We start from the raw sequence: 18,578 nt of genomic DNA, 5'->3' as shown, positions 1-18,578 counted from the left end.
TATTTATTTAAAAAATATTTAAATTTAAAACTTAAATTTTGAATATTTTTTAATAAATATAGCAATAATTTAAATAAAATCTTGAAATAAAATCTTGAAATTTAATCTTAAGGAATTAGCTTGATAGAGTATGAGGGTTTTAAAATAGAATATAGCAAAAAACGGGTAAAATATCTACGCTTAAAGATTACTAAAACTGGCGATATTAAGCTAGTAGCTCCACTCAATGCAAGCAAATTTCAGATAGAAAGCTTTATCTCATCTCATACTAAATGGATAGAAAGAACCCTATCAAAAATCCCAAAAACAGACCCAAACTCTATAAAATTTCTAGGTAAAAGCTATCAAATTCAAATTTCACCAGATTTTAAAATTATTGATAATCAAATATTTACACCAGATATTCAAACTTTTACAAACTACGCAAATAGCATATTAAAAGATCTAATAAACCAGTATATAAATATATATAATCCTAAAATAAATAGACCTATAAATGCCATAAGAATCAAAAAGATGAACACAAGGTGGGGGAGCTGCAATAGTAAAAAAGGGTATTTAAATTTCAGCACCCAGCTAATCCAAAAAGATAAGAGATTTATAGAGTATGTGGTGCTTCATGAATTAGCTCACCTCATCTATGCGCACCACCAAAAGGAGTTTTATGATTTTATCTACTCTTTAATGCCTGATTTCAAAGATAGGCTCAATCTATAAATCTTTTTGTGATATCGCCGTAAGATTCAACTCTTCTATCTCTTAAAAACGGCCACCATCGCCTAACTTCTTCGCATTTTTTCATATCTATATCTACTATTTGGACGATCTCATCTGTGGAATTGGCTCTAAATAGCTCCACGCCTTGAGCATCAAAAACAAAACTATTCCCCCAAAATCTAATCCCACCACCGCACTCATCGCTCTCAAATCCTACACGATTAACAGCGATAACAGGTAGATTATTGGCTACAGCATGCCCCCTTTGGACTGCTACCCAAGCTTCTAATTGAGCCGATTTAGTCGCTTCATCGTCTCCGTCAAACCATCCAATTGCCGTTGGATATATCAAGATTTTAGCCCCGCTTAAAGCCATCAATCTAGCCGCTTCTGGATACCACTGATCCCAGCAAACTAAAACCCCAAGCCTACCTAAACTCGTATCAATAGGCCTAAAACCTAAATCACCTGGCGTAAAATAGAATTTCTCATAAAAATTTGGATCATCAGGGATATGCATCTTTCTATATTTGCCAGCCTCTTTTCCATCGCTATCAAAGACAACTGAAGTATTGTGATATAAGCCCTCAGCTCTCTTCTCAAATAACGAAGTTACTAGCACTATTTTATTATCCTTAGCTACATTAGACCAATAAATTTTATCTTTTTCATAATCATCTGCTAGATCAAATTTACCCACGCTCTCATCTTGACAAAAATACGCCCCTTGATGAAGCTCTTGAAGCACGACTAGCTGCGCTCCATCTTTGGCGGCTTTTTGAATCATCTGTGTAGTATACTTAATTGTGCTATCTTTGTCCCCATAATATCTATGTGCGATTAATGCTACTTTCACTATTTTATCCTTTTAAATCTATTTTGGCTTGAGCAGTGTAAGCTACCATTTTGCCTGATAAAGACTCTACTATCTACACCTATTATATCTTTATTAGGCAAAGCATTTTTAAGAGCATTTATAGCATATTCATCAGCCACCTTATCTGCATAAGTTGGTACAATTACAGCATTATTTATAAATATAAAATTGCAATATGTAGCGCCAAGTCTTTTGCCTTCATAAATTACAGGTTTTGGCAATGGTAGAGCTACAAGATTAAACCCAGCTGCTTCAAGCTCTTGCTTCATTAAATTTAATTCTTCATAATGCTCATCACTCTTATCATAGCAAGCAGCATAAGCTACTGTATTTTTATCAATAAATCTAGCTAGAGTATCTACATGACTATCGGTATCATCGCCTTTTATAAATCCATGATTTAACCAAATTATCTTTTTTAACCCAAACAGATCTTTTAGCCTTATCTCAAGCTCATCTTTACTAAGTCTATTTCTATTATCATTTAATAAGCACTCAGTGGTTGTAAGCATTACTCCATCACCATTAAAATCTATACTTCCACCTTCTAAAATCAAATTAATCTCTTCTAATTTAGTTCCAAAATACTCAAATAACTTCTTATTTAGTGCATTATCTTTGCTACTTTTAAACTTTCCGCCCCAAGCGTTGAATTTAAAATCATAGCTGATAATCTCATCATCTAAATTCACATCGATAGCACCATAATCTCTAATCCAAGTATCATCGGTATCGATTTGTAAAAATTCGCAATTTTTATACTTTTTAAACCTATCAAAATCACTTGAATTTGGGGCGATCAATAGCACTTTTTGGTAATTACTAACCACCCTTACTAACTCTTCATAGCTATCTAAAATTTCATCTAAATACTCAGCCCAATCGCTATTAATATGCGGAATGCTAAGCATCAAAAGCTCTTGGTCTTCCCACTCGCCAAAGGCTCTAATCTTAACTAAATTTGCCATCAAAATACCTTTAATTAAATCCCAAAAGAATAACAAAATAAATTTTAAAATCCAATAAACTATAGATTAAATTTAGCAATTTTTTGCTATTATCTTGGGCTATTTTTACAAAAGGAGATTTATGGTTTTTAGCTCTTATGCTTTTATATTTGGCTTTTTGCCTGTTATGATAGTTGGATTTTATCTATTAAAATACCTTAATTATCATAGGGCTTCTAATATATTTTTAGTCCTAGGAAGTCTATTTTTCTATGCTTTTTGGAATGTTTTGTATCTGCCTATTTTGGTTGGGTCGATTTTGATAAATTACCTTATCGCTAGTAGAATTTTATCTATCAAATTAGCCAAATTGGGGGGAGGTAAGAGCCTTTTAATCATTGGAATTATCCTTAATCTTGGCTTACTTGGGTTTTTCAAATATACAGATTTTTTATTAGAAAATTTCAATCTCTTTAATCAAATTTTAAATTTAAATTTCAATATCCCCTTGCCACATATAGTTTTGCCTTTAGCTATATCATTTTTCACTTTTCAGCAGATCGCATTTTTAACTGATTGCTATAAAAATGTAGATATCAATGACCTAAGGGAGCATGGTAAAAAGATAGATTTTATAGATTATTGCTTGTTTATCAGCTTCTTTCCGCAATTAATCGCCGGACCAATAGTCCATCACAAAGAGATGATGCCACAATTTAAAGCTAATGAGACTATCCCTACTCAATATCAATCCATAGCCAAAGGGCTATTTATCTTTAGTATTGGACTATTTAAAAAGGTATTTATCGCAGATAGCTTTGCGAAGTGGGCTAATGCTGGATTTAGCTATGTAGAAAATGGCGGGGTAATGAATATCATAGAGTCATGGGTAACATCGCTTTCATATACTTTTCAGCTCTATTTTGATTTTAGTGGGTATTGTGATATGGCTATCGGGCTTGGGCTGATGTTTGGTATCATCTTGCCTATAAACTTCAACTCACCATATAAATCATTAAATATCACTGATTTTTGGCGAAGATGGCATATCACTTTAGGAAGATTTTTAAAAGATTATTTATATATACCACTTGGTGGTAATAGATTCGGCAAACTTTTAACCCTAAGAAACCTATTTATCGTAGCATTTTTAAGCGGTGTTTGGCATGGTGCTGGATGGGGATTTGTGATTTGGGGTGCGCTTCATGGCGTTGCTATGGTGATTCATAGAATTTATCTATATTTTGATATCTCATTAAGATACGCAAATTCAAAAATCTATAAAATTTTTTGCTGGTTTATAACATTTAATTTTTTAAATATCACTTGGATATTTTTCAGAAGTCAAAACTTAGATGGGGCTTTAAATTTACTTAAAGGAATGTTTGGGGTTGTCTGGATAGAACTACCACAAAAGCTTAGATTTCCTTTTATTTTAGAGCAAATTGGCGGTAGAAATGATACTATCATATATCTTATCATCGCACTAATCATAACTCTAATGCGCAAAAATAGCATTGAGATGCTAAATTCATTTAAGCCAAATTTAAAAAACGCAATTTTCGCTGGATTGTTACTATATATAGCACTCATCACACTTAGCATAACTCCATATGTAGAGTTTATATATTTTAATTTTTAAGGTTTTAACATGTCAGATAAAAATGCGAAAAAATTTATATTTATTTCTTTATTATATCCACTGCCTTTTGTAGTTATAATTCTTGGGTTAACATATATTTATGACCCATTTCAGATATTTCATAAGCCATATTTTAGAGAGACTACATTTTTTACAAATATGAGAAGACAAGCTTTAGGGATTATAAAACATTATAAATTTGACTCATATATAATAGGCACCTCAATGCTAGAGACAACTTCAGCCACTCAAGCAAATCAAAAAATAGGTGGAAATTTTGTCAATATATCTTTATTGGATAGTTATCTTAATGAAAGTGCTGTAATCACAGACTATCTTTTAAGGCAAATACCGCCACCTAAACACATTATATACTCATTAGATCCATTTTATAATGTGAAAATCTCAAAAAAAGATGTATCACATTTTGATTATTTATACAATAAAAATCCGTTTGATGATATTAAAATTTATCTAAATAAAGAAATGTTAAAATGCATAGTATTATTTTTAGATAAAGAAGAGTGTATAGGTGAGTATAAAATCCACAATATTACTTCATGGTATAATAAAAATAAACATAGATTTGGTGGATTTGATAATTGGATAAAACATAAAAATGATGAGAGAGTAAAACCAACACTTTTAGCAATCAAAAATTCTAAATTTCATAATCTCAAAAAACCAAATATGATTAATATCACCAAACAACAAGAATATATAAATCGATATTTAATTAATTTCATTAAAAAATACACAAATACTAAATTTTCAATCATTATCCCACCATATCTTAGATTATTTTATGTAATAGAAAATAATTTTACAGACGATAACTCAATATTTTTTTACACATGGAGCGAAATTTTAAAATGGTTTATTAAAGAAACTAGCAAACTAGAAAATGTCAAAGTATATGGATTTGATGATTTAGATTATGCTGATGATATAGCTAATTACAACGATTTAAGCCACTATAACATAGATTTAAATTCAATCCAGCTCGACGCTATAAAAAATCAAACAAATATCCTAACTCCACAAAACATAGATAAATATCTAAAAACAATGGAGCAAAAGATCAAATCCTATGATATAGAGCCATTTATCAAAGCTTTAGAAAATGTAGAGATAGAGCAGATAAAGCAGTAAATATAGCCCATAAATAGGGCTATATCAAATTTAGTTATTTAAATTATCGTTTTAGCTGATTTACGGTTTGGAGCATTTCATCACTTGTTGTGATAGCTTTTGAGTTGGCTTCATAAGCTCTTTGGCCTGTGATAAGATCAGTCATCTCTTCTACTAATTGGACATTACTCATCTCTACAAAGCGTTGCTTGATCTGACCGAAGCCATCAGTACCGCCATTACCGATATTTGGTGCTCCGCTCGCTGCGGTCTCTAAAAATAGATTATCCCCCATAGCGTGAAGTCCGGCTGGGTTTATAAAGTTAGCTAACTCTATTTGACCGATCTGTGTCATCTCTTCATTGCCTGGTTGAAGTACTGATATAGTTCCATCAGTTCCTATTGAAATTTCAGTAGCATCAGCTGGGATAGTCATCTCAGGAAGTAGTCTATAACCATCGCTATTTACTATATTTCCATCGCCATCTAGCTTAAATGCCCCATTTCTTGTATATGCTGTAGTACCATCTGGGAGCTGGACTTGGAAAAATCCATTACCGGCAATTGTCATATCAAGTGCATTTCTTGTCTCTTTGAAATATCCTTGCCCAAACATCTTTGTAATAGCAGTCGGACGCACGCCAAGACCTACTTCCATACCTGTAGGGCTCATTGTAGTAGCGCTTGTCGGTGTGCCTGCGTATTGCATTGTTTGATACATTAAATCAGCAAATTCGGCTCTATTTTTCTTAAAACCTATAGTATTGACATTTGAGATGTTATGCGAAGTTGTATCGATTTGTGTTTGTTGTGCTATCATACCTGTAGCTGCTGTATATAGTGATCTTATCATTATCTTATCCTTTAATTAGCTCTCATAGAAGCTAGTTTATTTATTGCATCTTGGTTAAGGTCGCTCATATGTGTTGTCATAACTTTTTGGTACATATCTACCATTCTTTGTGTTTCAATTAGACTTACCATCTCTTTAACTGGATTTACATTTGAAATTTGTGCATAGCCTTGAGCGATTGATCCACTTTCAATATTGTCAGTTAGGCCATCGATATTATCTAGTTTATAGAGATTATCGCCCTCTTTTTGTAAATCTCTAAGCTCTCTAGGCTGAGCGATATAAAATCTCCCCACAGGCTCATCTCCTGCGTAAATATTACCATCTTTGTCGACTGTCATTTGAGTATCTTGCGGGATTTGAATACCTCTATTTGATCCTTGTTGAGCAGCATAGTTGCTAGGCAGTACTCTATAACCCTCTTTTGTAACTAAATACCCTTCGCTATCTAAATTTAGTGAGCCATTTTTAGTCAGCCTTATACCTGATGGACTATCTACTAGTAAAAATAGATCATTTTTGCCAAGTGATATATCTAGCGGATTATTAGTATGCTTTAGCCCACCAGTGCCAAAATCAGTATAAACCTCATTGATATGTGGCACTCTATTTAATGTGCGGTTTAGAAATTTAGCTGAATCTTTAGTGTGATTTTCTAGCGGCAAAGCATCCTTTGTCTCTTTAAATATTCTTTCAAAATCAGCTATCACCACATCATCTTTTTTATATCCGCTAGTATTTACATTAGCTAAGTTATTAGTAATGATATCTAAGCGGTTAAACTGAGTCACCATTGCGCCAGTTGCTTGATAATATCCATTTTGCATAATCGCTCCTGCGTTAATTTGCTAGTCCCCAAGCAAGTTGTGTTCCAATTTTGAATTTAAACTATAAGAACCCCCTTAATTTCTATATGTTATAATTACAGATTGCTACTCCCCCACGCACATATCGCATTCTATTATCATATTTACTTAGAATACTTATTTTAGCCTTAGGCATACTGCTATGCAATGCTCTATTTATTCTATCATTTGTATCTTTACTAAGCTGAGCTAACTCTATTATAGATGAGTTTTTACTCTGCTTTATTACTTCGCCACTATTTGGCAATACTCTATACTCATTATTTGCTCTTATTGATAATATCTATTAAATTATATCTTAATGTTTTATAATATTAAAAATATCATAAATCAACAATAAAAAAGATAATCATATAAAAATCTTAAGCTATAAAAAATTAATTTTAATGTATAATTGCAAGTTACTTTGAAAATCAAAATAAGGTTTATAAATTTGACTAAATTACTCAATGAAAAATTTTTTAAATTCATCTTTTCTGTTAGTATAATTGTTATTGGCGTGTGGCTTACATTTCCTAATGAGCTTACATCAGCACAAAAATCAGCCTACACAAATGCATATTTTACTACTATTATGCTTACTTTTGGCGGGATTAGCATCGGTATTGTTTTGGGCTTTATATTAGCTTTTTTAAAATTCTTAAATATTAAAATTTTATCATTTTTTATAGATGAATATATAGATATTATTCGTGGTACGCCTGTACTTTTACAATTAATGATATTTGCTTTTGTTATACTTGCTACACTTAGCGATAACTTCTATGCAGCTGTGATTGCCCTAGGACTTAATAGTTCTGCGTATGTCGCTGAGATAGTTCGCAGTGGTATCAATAGTGTCGATCGTGGTCAGATGGAAGCAGCTCGTGCTATGGGATTAAGCTACAGTGTTTCAATGCGTCTAATAATATTCCCACAAGCAATTAAAAATATTCTACCAGCTCTTGCTAATGAATTTATAAGCTTATTTAAAGAGACATCTGTAGTAGGATTAATAGGAATATTTGATTTAACAATGCAGAGCAAAAGCTTGCAATCTACACTATTTACTCCTGAGCCAATTTTATTTGCTGGTGTGGTATATTATGCTAATGTTAAACTATTCTCCGTTATGGCAAAATTATTAGAAAATAGGCTAAATAGACATGATTAAGACAATAAATTTAACAAAAAACTATGGTGATTTATGCGTTTTAAATGGTATAAATACGCAGATAAATAGAGGCGAGGTAGTAGCTGTAATTGGCCCAAGTGGCGGCGGTAAAAGTACATTTTTACGCTGTTTAAATAGATTAGAAGAGCCTACAGATGGAGAGATAATAATAGATGGCCAAAATATCTTAGATAAAAAAGTTAATATTAATAAAATTAGACAAAAAGTAAGTATGGTATTTCAGCATTTTAATCTATTTGCCAATAAAACTGTAATGCAAAATTTAACATTAGCTCCAATTCAAGCCAAATTATGTAGTGAATCTGAAGCAAAAGATAGAGCTATTGAACTTTTAAAAAAAGTTGGCTTAGAATCCAAAGCCGATGTATATCCGCACAAACTAAGTGGTGGCCAAAAACAAAGAATTGCAATCGCTAGAAGTTTAGCTTTAAAACCTGAAGTTATACTATTTGATGAGCCTACAAGCGCCTTAGACCCTGAGATGATTGGCGAGGTTTTATCTATTATGAAAGAGGTTGCAAATGAAGGGCTAACTATGGTTGTAGTAACTCATGAGATGGGATTTGCTAGAAATGTAGCTAGTAGAATATTTTTTATGGATAAAGGCATAATTGCAGTAGATGGCTGCCCTAAAGCAATATTTGAAGATACTACCCACTCAAGATTAAATGAATTTTTAAACAAAGTACTAAATCACTAATAAAGGAACAAAATGAAGTTACTATTTAAACTTTTAATTAGCATCGCTATGCTAATAGTCGCAGCAAATGCTCAAACAATCAAAGTAGGCACAAATGCCGCTTATCCGCCATTTGAATTTGTCAATGAACAAAATCAAATTACTGGATTTGATATGGATTTAATGGCTGAAATTGCAAAAAAAGTTGGCTTTAAAATTGAGATTGTAAATATCTCATTTGACTCTTTAATCCCTGCACTAAAAGCTGGTAAAATAGATATTATAGCAGCTGCAATGAGTGCTACGCCTGAGAGATTAAAAGCCGTTGATTTTAGCAAACCATATTATCATACTATGAATTTATTTATCAAAAGAGCTGATAATAAAGAGCTAACTAAATTTGAGCAACTTGAAGGCAAAAAGATATCCGTCCAATTAGGCACAGTCCAAGAGCTAGCCGCTAAAGATATTAAATCAGCTAAGGTTATGGCTATTGATGAGATATTTGGTGCGGTTATGGCAGTCAAAAACGCAAAAGCCGATGCTCTTATCGTAGATAGCTCAATAGGCTATGGATATTTAAAACAAAATCCAGATTTAGTTGAATTTTTACATCTTCCAGATGGTAGCGAAGGCTTTAGCTTTGCATTTGATAAAGGCAAACACAAAGAACTTCAAGCAAAAATCAACTCAGCTATTGATGAATTAAAAAACGATGGTACATATGATAAGCTTTTAGTTAAATATAATCTAAAATAAGGTTAAATAATGAAAAATATATTCAAATTTATTCTTGTAATTGCACTGACTGCAGTTAGCTTAAATGCTAAAACAATTATAGTAGGCTCTGATGCTGAATATCCTCCGTTTGATTATATAAACGAAAATGGTAAAATTGCTGGATTTGATATCGATTTAATAGATGAAATTTCAAAAATTGCTGGATTTGAGTATAAATTTACAAAGATTGGCTTTGATGCTCTAATCCCTGCTTTAAAAGCTGGAAAAATAGACGCTATCGCAGCTAGTATGAGTGCTACACCAGAACGAAAAAAATCAGTAGATTTTAGCGATCCATACTTTTTTACTAAAAATTTATATCTAAAACTAGCTACAAATAAAGATATAACCAATCAAGAACAACTTAGTAAATTAAAAATTGGCGTAATGCTTGGTACTGTTCAAGAAGGTGTAGCTCACGCTATAAAAGGAGCTAAAGTTATACCAACTGAAGGTATTGCTGGTTCAATTATGAATTTAAAAGCTGGCAAGGTAGATGTAGTTATAGTTGATAGTTCAGTAGGATTTGGATATCTTAAGAAAAATAGCGATATCATAAGCTTTTTAGAAGAATCAGATGGTAGCGATGGGTTTGCATTTGCATTTGATAAAGGTAAAGATAGCGAATTCTTGGCTAAATTTAATGCAGGATTAAAAGAGGTTAAAGAAAACGGTACTTATGATAAACTCTTAATCAAATATGACCTTAAATGAATCAAATTTACGCACTAACCGATCAACACTTCACCCCACTAAACACTCTAAAAGCTCAAATAAATGAGCTTTTAGCCGGTGGGGTCAAAATAATCCAATATAGAAACAAAAGCCAAAATCACGATATCGCTTTACTAAAAGATATAAGCCAAATTTGCAAAAATAGCGGTGCTAAATTTATAATTAACGATGATGTACGACTAGCTAAAATGGTAGATGCTAGTGGAGTTCATATAGGCAAAGATGATGATAGCTTACAAAAAGCTAGAGATATTTTAGGCTATAATGCATATATAGGAGTAAGTTGTTATAATGACTTAGAGCGTGCTAAAGATGCAGTAAAAAATGGGGCTGATTATGTAGCTTTTGGAGCTTTGTTTGCTAGTCCTACTAAGCCAAATGCGTCTATTTGCTCACTTGATATAATAAAAGAAGCAAAAAATAACCTAACTAGTAAAATCGCAGTAATAGGCGGGATAAATAGCTCAAATTTAAATATCGTTAAAGAGCTTAAAATTGATTATATAGCCATTGTTTCAGCACTATATACATCTGGGTCAATCACGCAAAATCTAGCCAAATTAAACACGATATTAAAGGGGTAAAATGGATATAATCTCAGCTATAATCTTAGGTATCATTGAAGGTCTTAGTGAGTTTTTGCCGATTAGCTCAACTGGCCATATGATACTTACTTCGCACTTTTTGGGTCTTGAGCAGACTCAAATTTTAAAATGTTTTGAAGTAGTTATTCAATTAGGTAGTATTTTGGCTGTTGTGTGGGCCTTTAAAGAGCGTTTGACAAGTGATATTTCACTATGGATTAAGCTAATTATCGGATTTATACCGACTGCGATTATTGGATTTTTGGCTTACAAATATATTAAAGAGCTATTTAATCCAAATACAGTAGCCTATATGCTGATAATCGGCGGTATTATTTTCATCATTGTTGAGCTATTTCATAAACGCCCTAGCTACACTCCTAGCACAATTCACCTACACAATGTCAGCTATAATCAAGCCTTTATAATTGGTCTTAGCCAATGCCTAGCTATGATACCAGGGACTTCTAGAAGTGGCTCTACTATTATCACCGGTTTGCTTTGTGGGCTTAGTCGTGAAGTGGCTGCTAGATTTAGCTTTTTGCTCGCTATCCCCACTATGCTAGCAGCTACAATATATGATAGCTATAAAAATAGAGAGATTTTCGCTACAAATTTAGACCAAATTTGGATATTTTTAACCGGCGCTGCTGTGGCGTTTATCGTAGCTTTAATAGTTATTAAGCTATTTTTGCGTTTTGTTGCGCATTTTAGTTATATTAGTTTTGGGATTTATCGTATAATTTTAGGATTAGCCTTTTTGTCGCTATCACTTTAAAGATTTGGCTAACTTTACGCAATCTTTAATAGTTTGAGATTTAGAGATTATAGGATCTGTATATGGCTTTAATGCTTGTGCTGTGGCTTTGCCGATAGCAACTGCTTTGTAGCTATCATCCCAACCCAAATTTTGGATAAAGGCCCTCACATTAATCGGGCTTGTGAATATCAAAATTGAGTTAGATTTTGGCTTGCTAGATATATCTTTTTTTAAGATTAAATTCTCATAACCATCAATCACGGTTATATCAATACCATTTTGATTAAAATATATATCTAAATTTGAAATTGTCTCTTTGGCCTTAATAAACAAAACTTTTTTACCATATAATTTCTCTAAAATTTCAGCCCCAAACTCACTTCCGTGCGAATTTTGCGCTTCGTAAATTTGAGTAAAGCCAAATTCCTTGCAAGATAGTGCCGTAGCCTTGCCAATAGCAAAAACCAAAATATCAGCTAAGATTATAGAGTTAAATTTAAGCGAATTAATACCATTTTTACTAGTAACTATAAGAGCGTCAAATTCACTCAAATCGATATTAAATTTATTAAATTTAATATCGCAAAGCGAAATTTGCTCCACGCTCTCATCATCAAAAGGTGTATTTGAGATTAAATATATCATATTTTAATCTAACAAAATCCGCTCTACTCCCACTCGATTGTCGCTGGTGGCTTAGAGCTGATATCATAAACTACACGATTAATCCCGCTAACTTCGTTTATGATTCTACGGCTACAATTTTCTAATAGATCATAAGACAATCTAGAAAAACTCGCCGTCATACCATCGCTAGCATCCACTACCCTGATACAAACAGCATTTTCATAAGTCCTATTATCACCCATCACACCAACTGAGCTTACATTTAAAAGCACACAAAATGCTTGCCAAGTCTTATCATACCAACCACTACTTTTAAGCTCTTGCTGAAGTATCACATCAGCTTTTCTAAGTAGCTCAAGACTAGGCTCATCTACCTCACCCATTATGCGTATCGCTAGACCTGGTCCAGGAAATGGATGGCGGAAAACCACATCACGACTAAGCCCAAGCTCCAAGCCAAGCGCTCTAACCTCATCTTTGAAAATCTCTCTTAAAGGCTCAATAAGCTCAAATTTCATCCAATCAGGAAGTCCGCCTACATTGTGATGACTTTTGATAGTTTTAGAAGCCCCTACAACGCTACTTTCTATAATATCAGTGTATAATGTCCCTTGTGCTAGATACTTCACATTAGTGTGCTTTTTAGCTTCAGCATCAAAAACTTCTATAAATGTCTCGCCGATAATTTTGCGTTTTTTCTCTGGGTCTCTTACACCTTTTAAACGACTTAAAAACAGCTCACTCGCATCAATGCTAATCAAATTCACTCCAAGTTTTAGCTTAAACATCTCCTCAACTTGCTTAGCTTCATCAGTGCGAAGAAGTCCATTATCTACAAATACAACTATCAAATTCTCTGGCACCGCAGTAGCCAAAAGCGCTGCTACAACAGAGCTATCCACACCACCACTTACAGCACAAAGCACCTTATCATTGCCTACTTTTTCTCTAATGGCTTGAATTTGAGTCTTAGCAAAACTTCCCATATTCCAAGTACTATCGCACCCGCAAATCTTGGCAAAATTCTTAAGCATCACACTCCCAAACTCGCTATGAGCGACCTCTGGATGAAACTGCATAGCATAAATTTTACGCTCAAAATCTCCAAAAACACAAAATTCGCTATTTTGGCTCTTAGCTATCACTTCAAAGCCTTTTGGTAGCTCATTTACCTTATCAGAGTGGCTCATCCAAACAATGCTATTATCTACCACGCCACTCATAAATTCACACTCTTTTATAATCTCGATATTAGCCTTGCCATACTCTTTGTGACTAGCTGGTGCGACATTTGCGCCATTTTTGTAAGCGATTAATTGCATACCATAGCATATCCCAAGAATAGGAAGTCCAAGAGCAAAAATCCCATCATCACAAAAATAGGCATTTTCATCATAAACACTAGCTGGGCCACCGCTTAGAATTATACCTTTTGGATTTTTGGCTTTTATAGTATCTATGCTAGCATTAAAAGGTACAAGCTCAGTATAAACTCCTTGTTCTCTAAGTCTTCTAGCAATTAGCTGAGTATATTGCGAGCCAAAATCTAGTACCAAAATATCTGCATTTTTCATAACTCATCCTAAAATTAAATTTGTGCAAGTCTATCTAAATTTGGCTGATAAATCAATTAGCCACATTTACTTGCTGCGAATCTGTATAAAATGGATCTGCTTTATATCCACACCCTACTAAAAAAATTAAGCAAAAAGCAGCTATAATAGCCAAATGCGAAGTTTTGAGATTATTAATCATATTATCAACGATCCTAAATATAAAAATTTAAAAGCTGCTAAAGAGGCAAGAAATTTACTAAATTTATTAGGTGTAGCTAAGAGTAAGCTTATTAAATTTAGCTATCAAAAAGATGGAATTTTATTCATAGCCGTTACACATCCACTCGCCAAATTTGAGCTAAATCATGATAGTATCAAATTTCAAATAAAAAACCTATTAAACACCTATATTAGCAACAATCCAAATAGTGCATTACAGCCAATAAATAGTGTAGTAATCTTTATTACAAAACTAAAAAATTTTCAAGCAGTATCACCGCAACAAAAGCCTATATTTATAGAAAGAAGTGATGGATTATTTAAAAACAGTGCAAAAGATGAGCAAATTTATACACTTTTTGAAAAGCTTAGAGAGTCTATAAATGCTAATCGATGAATTAAAATCCCTACCTAATTCCCCTGGAGTTTATCAATATTTTGATAAAAACTCAAAGCTCTTATATGTAGGCAAGGCTAAGAATTTAAAAAATCGAGTAAAGAGTTATTTCAACGCTGATGCCTCACCTAGCCCAAGACTAAGCCCTAGAATAGCCAAAATGATAAGTGAAGCTATACATATAGAGTGGATTACAACTTCAAGCGAACAAGACGCATTGATATTAGAAAATTCATTTATCAAGCAACTTCATCCAAAATATAATATTTTACTTAGAGATGACAAAACATATCCATATATTTGTGTAGATTTAAGTGTAGATTTTCCTAGATTTGAAATCACTAGAAAGGTTTTAAAAGGCTCTAATATCAAATATTTTGGCCCATTTTTTAGGGGTGCTAATGAAATTTTAGAAGCTTTGTATTTGGAGTTTAAACTAGTACAAAAAAGATCTTGTTTAAGAGAAAAAAAGGGCTGTTTATTTTATCAAATTGGACGCTGTCACGCACCTTGCCTTGGATTAATAAATAAAGAAGAGTATGCTAAAATCGTAGATGAAGCTATAAAAAAGATTAAAAATCCAGAGCTTTTAATACCAAATTTAGAAAAAACAATGCTAAACTTAGCTCAAAATGAAAATTTTGAAGAGGCTGCTAAGATTAGAGATCAGATAAAAGCAATCAACGATACAGCTATTAAAATTCAAATCGATTTAGCTAAATTAGAAGATTTTGAAGTAATTAGTGTAACTATTAGTAGTAGCTTTGTTTGTGGGGTCAGGTTTAGCGTGCGCGATGGTAGAGTGTGCGCATCTACTCATACTATAAAACCGGCTAAAGATATGGTAGAATCAGATCTAGAGGCTCTATATTCTACAATGATTTTAGATACTTTTAACATAGAGCAACCAGTTGGTGGAACTAAAATTTATACATATATGAAGCTTGAAGATGCTAAGATTTTAGAAAATATCTTAAACTCTCGCCACAATAAGAAATTTCAAATCATCCAGCCAAAAATAGGTGAAAAAAAAGAACTAGTAAATATAGCTTATCAAAATGCTATTGAATTAATCAAAAAACATATAAAAACAAATGACTACACCCTAGCACGAGAGATTCAAGAGACATTTGAGCTAAATAATCTACCATTAAAAATTGAGATTTTTGATAACTCTCATCTATTTGGCGCAGCCCCTGTGGGTGCGATGGTTGTATGGGAAAATGGAGAGTTTAATAAGGCAAAATACCGCCATATGCATCTACAAAATATAAATGATTATGACCAGATGCAACAGATGCTAACTCATAGAGCCAAAAGCTTTGATAAATCATCAGCTCCAGATTTATGGGTAATAGATGGAGGCGATGCGCTACTAAATTTAGCTAATGATATTATTAAAAGTAGCGGTGCAAATGTAGATATAATCGCAATTTCTAAAGAAAAAATTGATGCTAAAGCCCATCGTGCTAAAGGCAAGGCAAATGATAAAATTTGCACAAATATAGGCAAATTTAGTCTAAACTCAAACGATATTAAACTTCAATTTATTCAGCGTTTGCGTGATGAGGCGCATAGATTTGCCATTAGCTTTCATCAAAAAATTAGGCAAAAAAACGATATACAAAGTAGTCAATTAGCCAATTTAGGTATTTCAAAAGGTTCTATAATTAAATTAATTAACTATTTTGGAAGCTTTGAAAATATTAAAAATGCAAGTTTTGATGAGATTAAAAAAGTAACAAACAAAAGCGTAGCTCAAAAAATAACTAATAAGAGCTAAATTTAAAATCTAAATTTAGCTCAAAAAATTAATTAAAACTCCTGAGTAAACTCATATCCAGCATCTTTTAATGCTTTTTCTATAGTATCTTGATGCTCTTTGCCTTTAGTCTCTAAAGTTATTGTAATCTTAGCATCGCCATAACTTAGCTTGGTTGAAAATCTATCATAATCAATCTTAACTATATTTGCTCCAGCGATTCTTAAAACATCTCCAAGCGCCATTAAAGCACCCGGTTTATCTATCAATGTGACATTAATTATCATCTTTCTATAGCTTTTTAAAAGCCCTTTTTCGATAATTACACTTAGAGTTTGGACATCTATATTGCCACCACTTAATATAGCGCCGATTTTAGAGCCCTTTTTAAACTCAAATTTACTCTCCAAAATCGCCGCTACCGATACCGCCCCAGCGCCTTCAACCATAATTTTTTGCTGTTCTAAAAGATATAAAATCGCATTTGCTATCTCTTCATCATCTACTTGTACCATATCATCAACGCACTCTAAAATATGAGATAGAGTAATCTGACTTGCATCCCTTACAGCAATTCCATCAGCTATAGTTCGAACGCTTTTTGAGTTATGCTGGCACTTATCTTTAAAACTCTCAAACATGGCCGGCGCCCCTTTTGCACTAACACCAATAATCTTAATATCAGGATTAATCTGCTTAGCACAACTTGCCACACCGCTAATCAAACCGCCACCACCTACAGGCACAACCATATAATCAAGATCGCTAACCTCATCTAACATCTCTAAAGCTATTGTCCCTTGACCTGCTTGGACTAACTCATCATCAAAAGGGTGGATAAAACTCATATTATTCTCTTTAGCATATTCTAAGGCATATGCATAAGCTTCATCAAAATTATTACCCTTTAATATCACCTCAGCACCCAAAGCTTTAGTTCCTGATACTTTTGAAAGCGGAGCAGCCTCTGGCATAATAATTATAGCTTTTACTCCAAAATGCTTAGCGCTAATTGCTACGCCTTGAGCGTGATTACCAGCACTTGCAGCAACTACACCGCACTTTTTGGCATTTTCATCTAAATTTGCAATCTTGTTAAAAGCACCCCTTACTTTATATGCTCCTGTGATTTGAAGATTCTCTTTTTTTAGGTATATATCAGCACCAGCTATCTTGCTTAGTTTTGGAGCAAAGCCAAATGGAGTTTTAGCCACAAATCCATCAATATTTCGTTTAGCTTGAATAATTTTATTTAGACTTATCATTTTTAAACCTTTTATGCTCTATCATTATGCAGGCATCTTGTATGAAATTTAATCCTGCATCTTGTGCTATTTGCTTAGCCTCATCATTTACAATTCCTAGCTGAAGCCATAGATTTTTTACACCTAAATTTATAGCTTTTTTAGCCAATTCAGTGGCAAATTCGGCCTTTCTAAACATCACAATAGTATCTATTTTTTCTGAAATTTCATCTATACTTTGATATATTTTTCGACCTTTTATCTCACCACTTTTTGGATAAATAGGAAAGACATTAAAACCCATATCTATAAGATAGCAACCTACTTGATTACTAGCTTTAGTATCATTAGGGCTAAAGCCTACAACGGCTATATTTTTCATAGATTTTAAGATATCTTGCATTATTTTTCTTTTTCTTGGAATTTGGATTTGGATTGTAACGAAATTTTACTAAGTTTAAATTTAAAATCTCCCAAAAGTTATTATAATCAACTTTTGGGAGTAAGTTTTTAAGTTGAATTGAAGCTATTTTACTATTCTTTTTACATCAATCTCATTTGCTTTAAGAGCGTTGCCATCAACTTCGCCATATATCGTGATAAGCTCATCAGGCCCAACACTAACTCCACCCCAATCATCATCATCAATCTCTATGATAATAGTATCTTTACCATCGCTAAATTTATATTTTTCGTGGCCTACTTGAGAGATGATTTTGCCTTTTATCTCAACCCAGGTATCATCCCACGCACTAAGGGCCGCTTTGACGCTATTTACCCCATATCTAGGGCCTAAAAATCCACCTTGATTCATTGGTGCTTGACCACCTGTAAAGCCTGAAGTATTTGATTGGCTAGCACCGCCTGTAAAGCCTGCTGCGTTTGCGCTAATTGTTAAAGCTAAAATAGCTATTAAACTGAGTTTTTTCATCTTAATTCCTTTTAATAATTAATACAGCGTAATTATATATGATATTTGTTAAGCTATTGTGAATTTTAATTATAAAGATAGAAATTAATTTAAACGC

At 33.0% G+C, this 18,578-nt stretch carries 21 protein-coding genes; 11 read left to right on the top strand and 10 right to left on the bottom strand.

Annotation, left to right across the window (positions count from 1 at the left end; genetic code table 11):
- The first annotated feature begins 120 nt into the window (after positions 1–120).
- The gene (locus CIGNP103_RS05465) at positions 121–717 is read left to right on the top strand and encodes a M48 family metallopeptidase (RefSeq protein ID WP_179187290.1); all 597 of its coding nucleotides are present in this window, start codon (positions 121–123) and stop codon (positions 715–717) included.
- On the opposite strand, the gene CIGNP103_RS05460 is transcribed toward CIGNP103_RS05465, so the two are convergent.
- Entirely contained in the window at positions 707–1,573 is an 867-nt protein-coding gene (locus CIGNP103_RS05460; protein WP_086268726.1) for a carbon-nitrogen hydrolase, read from the bottom strand. The genes CIGNP103_RS05465 and CIGNP103_RS05460 overlap by 11 nt on opposite strands.
- Positions 1,573–2,544 (bottom strand): agmatine deiminase family protein, encoded by a 972-nt coding sequence (locus CIGNP103_RS05455; protein WP_086268763.1) that lies wholly within the window; start codon positions 2,542–2,544, stop codon positions 1,573–1,575. Before CIGNP103_RS05455 ends, CIGNP103_RS05460 begins: the two co-directional genes overlap by 1 nt.
- Before the next feature lie 139 nt (positions 2,545–2,683).
- Between CIGNP103_RS05455 and CIGNP103_RS05450 the strand changes: the two genes are divergently transcribed.
- Both CIGNP103_RS05450 and CIGNP103_RS05445 read left to right on the top strand, forming a co-directional pair.
- Positions 2,684–4,183, top strand: a complete 1,500-nt coding sequence (locus CIGNP103_RS05450) for an MBOAT family O-acyltransferase (RefSeq protein WP_086268725.1) — start codon at positions 2,684–2,686, stop codon at positions 4,181–4,183.
- 9 nt (positions 4,184–4,192) lie between these two features.
- Complete coding sequence (locus tag CIGNP103_RS05445; RefSeq protein WP_086268724.1) at positions 4,193–5,335, top strand: hypothetical protein; 1,143 nt, start codon at positions 4,193–4,195, stop codon at positions 5,333–5,335.
- Positions 5,336–5,378: 43 nt separating this feature from the next.
- Here the strand turns inward: CIGNP103_RS05445 and flgG are convergent, their stop codons facing one another.
- From flgG to CIGNP103_RS05430, 3 genes are all read right to left on the bottom strand, one after another.
- Complete coding sequence (flgG, locus tag CIGNP103_RS05440; RefSeq protein ID WP_086268723.1) at positions 5,379–6,167, bottom strand: flagellar basal-body rod protein FlgG; 789 nt, start codon at positions 6,165–6,167, stop codon at positions 5,379–5,381.
- Positions 6,168–6,178: 11 nt separating this feature from the next.
- Complete coding sequence (locus CIGNP103_RS05435) at positions 6,179–6,994, bottom strand: flagellar hook-basal body protein (protein ID WP_086267918.1); 816 nt, start codon at positions 6,992–6,994, stop codon at positions 6,179–6,181.
- A gap of 82 nt (positions 6,995–7,076) precedes the next feature.
- Positions 7,077–7,280: a hypothetical protein gene (locus CIGNP103_RS05430; RefSeq protein ID WP_086238695.1), complete on the bottom strand. Its 204-nt coding sequence runs from the start codon at positions 7,278–7,280 to the stop codon at positions 7,077–7,079.
- Positions 7,281–7,466: 186 nt separating this feature from the next.
- Between CIGNP103_RS05430 and CIGNP103_RS05425 the strand changes: the two genes are divergently transcribed.
- The 6 genes from CIGNP103_RS05425 to CIGNP103_RS05400 are packed head-to-tail and all read left to right on the top strand — an operon-like array spanning position 7,467 to position 11,763.
- Complete coding sequence (locus tag CIGNP103_RS05425) at positions 7,467–8,186, top strand: amino acid ABC transporter permease (RefSeq protein ID WP_086268722.1); 720 nt, start codon at positions 7,467–7,469, stop codon at positions 8,184–8,186.
- Positions 8,179–8,907: an amino acid ABC transporter ATP-binding protein gene (locus tag CIGNP103_RS05420; RefSeq protein ID WP_086242736.1), complete on the top strand. Its 729-nt coding sequence runs from the start codon at positions 8,179–8,181 to the stop codon at positions 8,905–8,907. Before CIGNP103_RS05425 ends, CIGNP103_RS05420 begins: the two co-directional genes overlap by 8 nt.
- Before the next feature lie 12 nt (positions 8,908–8,919).
- Positions 8,920–9,645, top strand: a complete 726-nt coding sequence (locus tag CIGNP103_RS05415; protein ID WP_086224786.1) for a basic amino acid ABC transporter substrate-binding protein — start codon at positions 8,920–8,922, stop codon at positions 9,643–9,645.
- Between the two features lie 9 nt (positions 9,646–9,654).
- Complete coding sequence (locus CIGNP103_RS05410; protein WP_086268721.1) at positions 9,655–10,380, top strand: transporter substrate-binding domain-containing protein; 726 nt, start codon at positions 9,655–9,657, stop codon at positions 10,378–10,380.
- Complete coding sequence (gene thiE / locus CIGNP103_RS05405; protein ID WP_086268720.1) at positions 10,377–10,985, top strand: thiamine phosphate synthase; 609 nt, start codon at positions 10,377–10,379, stop codon at positions 10,983–10,985. Before CIGNP103_RS05410 ends, thiE begins: the two co-directional genes overlap by 4 nt.
- A 1-nt stretch (position 10,986) precedes the next feature.
- On the top strand, positions 10,987–11,763 hold the full coding sequence (locus CIGNP103_RS05400; protein WP_086268719.1) for an undecaprenyl-diphosphate phosphatase: 777 nt from the start codon (positions 10,987–10,989) through the stop codon (positions 11,761–11,763).
- On the opposite strand, the gene CIGNP103_RS05395 is transcribed toward CIGNP103_RS05400, so the two are convergent.
- Both CIGNP103_RS05395 and guaA read right to left on the bottom strand, forming a co-directional pair.
- Positions 11,755–12,390: a uroporphyrinogen-III synthase gene (locus CIGNP103_RS05395; protein WP_086268718.1), complete on the bottom strand. Its 636-nt coding sequence runs from the start codon at positions 12,388–12,390 to the stop codon at positions 11,755–11,757. The two genes, CIGNP103_RS05400 and CIGNP103_RS05395, sit on opposite strands and share 9 nt — an antisense overlap.
- Before the next feature lie 23 nt (positions 12,391–12,413).
- The gene (gene guaA / locus CIGNP103_RS05390) at positions 12,414–13,946 is read right to left on the bottom strand and encodes a glutamine-hydrolyzing GMP synthase (protein ID WP_086268717.1); all 1,533 of its coding nucleotides are present in this window, start codon (positions 13,944–13,946) and stop codon (positions 12,414–12,416) included.
- 154 nt (positions 13,947–14,100) lie between these two features.
- On the opposite strand from guaA, the gene CIGNP103_RS05385 reads away from it, so the two are divergent.
- Together CIGNP103_RS05385 and uvrC are read left to right on the top strand one after the other, a co-directional pair.
- Positions 14,101–14,544, top strand: a complete 444-nt coding sequence (locus CIGNP103_RS05385; RefSeq protein ID WP_086253457.1) for a hypothetical protein — start codon at positions 14,101–14,103, stop codon at positions 14,542–14,544.
- Positions 14,531–16,327, top strand: a complete 1,797-nt coding sequence (uvrC, locus tag CIGNP103_RS05380) for an excinuclease ABC subunit UvrC (RefSeq protein WP_086268716.1) — start codon at positions 14,531–14,533, stop codon at positions 16,325–16,327. The genes CIGNP103_RS05385 and uvrC overlap by 14 nt, the downstream gene beginning before the upstream one ends.
- A 32-nt stretch (positions 16,328–16,359) precedes the next feature.
- Here uvrC and ilvA read toward each other — a convergent pair whose 3' ends face one another.
- From ilvA to CIGNP103_RS05365, 3 genes are all read right to left on the bottom strand, one after another.
- Positions 16,360–17,571 (bottom strand): threonine ammonia-lyase, encoded by a 1,212-nt coding sequence (gene ilvA, locus CIGNP103_RS05375; RefSeq protein ID WP_086268715.1) that lies wholly within the window; start codon positions 17,569–17,571, stop codon positions 16,360–16,362.
- Positions 17,555–17,953 (bottom strand): CoA-binding protein, encoded by a 399-nt coding sequence (locus CIGNP103_RS05370; protein ID WP_086224796.1) that lies wholly within the window; start codon positions 17,951–17,953, stop codon positions 17,555–17,557. Before CIGNP103_RS05370 ends, ilvA begins: the two co-directional genes overlap by 17 nt.
- 123 nt (positions 17,954–18,076) lie before the next feature.
- Complete coding sequence (locus CIGNP103_RS05365) at positions 18,077–18,481, bottom strand: YgiW/YdeI family stress tolerance OB fold protein (RefSeq protein ID WP_086268714.1); 405 nt, start codon at positions 18,479–18,481, stop codon at positions 18,077–18,079.
- Positions 18,482–18,578: the final 97 nt, after the last annotated feature.

It is taken from the genome of Campylobacter sp. P0103, assembly GCF_002139545.1.
Taxonomy (GTDB): domain Bacteria; phylum Campylobacterota; class Campylobacteria; order Campylobacterales; family Campylobacteraceae; genus Campylobacter; species Campylobacter devanensis.
This window is presented reverse-complemented; position numbering and strand designations above follow the sequence as displayed.

Coding starts and splice junctions, on each gene's coding strand:
- CIGNP103_RS05450 (WP_086268725.1), top strand. CDS start 2,684: ATGGTTTTTAGCTCTTATGCTTTTATATTTGGCTTTTTGCCTGTTATG.
- CIGNP103_RS05445 (WP_086268724.1), top strand. CDS start 4,193: ATGTCAGATAAAAATGCGAAAAAATTTATATTTATTTCTTTATTATAT.
- flgG (WP_086268723.1), bottom strand. CDS start 6,167: ATGATAAGATCACTATATACAGCAGCTACAGGTATGATAGCACAACAA.
- CIGNP103_RS05435 (WP_086267918.1), bottom strand. CDS start 6,994: ATGCAAAATGGATATTATCAAGCAACTGGCGCAATGGTGACTCAGTTT.
- CIGNP103_RS05420 (WP_086242736.1), top strand. CDS start 8,179: ATGATTAAGACAATAAATTTAACAAAAAACTATGGTGATTTATGCGTT.
- CIGNP103_RS05415 (WP_086224786.1), top strand. CDS start 8,920: ATGAAGTTACTATTTAAACTTTTAATTAGCATCGCTATGCTAATAGTC.
- CIGNP103_RS05410 (WP_086268721.1), top strand. CDS start 9,655: ATGAAAAATATATTCAAATTTATTCTTGTAATTGCACTGACTGCAGTT.
- thiE (WP_086268720.1), top strand. CDS start 10,377: ATGAATCAAATTTACGCACTAACCGATCAACACTTCACCCCACTAAAC.
- CIGNP103_RS05400 (WP_086268719.1), top strand. CDS start 10,987: ATGGATATAATCTCAGCTATAATCTTAGGTATCATTGAAGGTCTTAGT.
- CIGNP103_RS05395 (WP_086268718.1), bottom strand. CDS start 12,390: ATGATATATTTAATCTCAAATACACCTTTTGATGATGAGAGCGTGGAG.
- guaA (WP_086268717.1), bottom strand. CDS start 13,946: ATGAAAAATGCAGATATTTTGGTACTAGATTTTGGCTCGCAATATACT.
- CIGNP103_RS05385 (WP_086253457.1), top strand. CDS start 14,101: ATGCGAAGTTTTGAGATTATTAATCATATTATCAACGATCCTAAATAT.
- uvrC (WP_086268716.1), top strand. CDS start 14,531: ATGCTAATCGATGAATTAAAATCCCTACCTAATTCCCCTGGAGTTTAT.
- ilvA (WP_086268715.1), bottom strand. CDS start 17,571: ATGATAAGTCTAAATAAAATTATTCAAGCTAAACGAAATATTGATGGA.
- CIGNP103_RS05370 (WP_086224796.1), bottom strand. CDS start 17,953: ATGCAAGATATCTTAAAATCTATGAAAAATATAGCCGTTGTAGGCTTT.
- CIGNP103_RS05365 (WP_086268714.1), bottom strand. CDS start 18,481: ATGAAAAAACTCAGTTTAATAGCTATTTTAGCTTTAACAATTAGCGCA.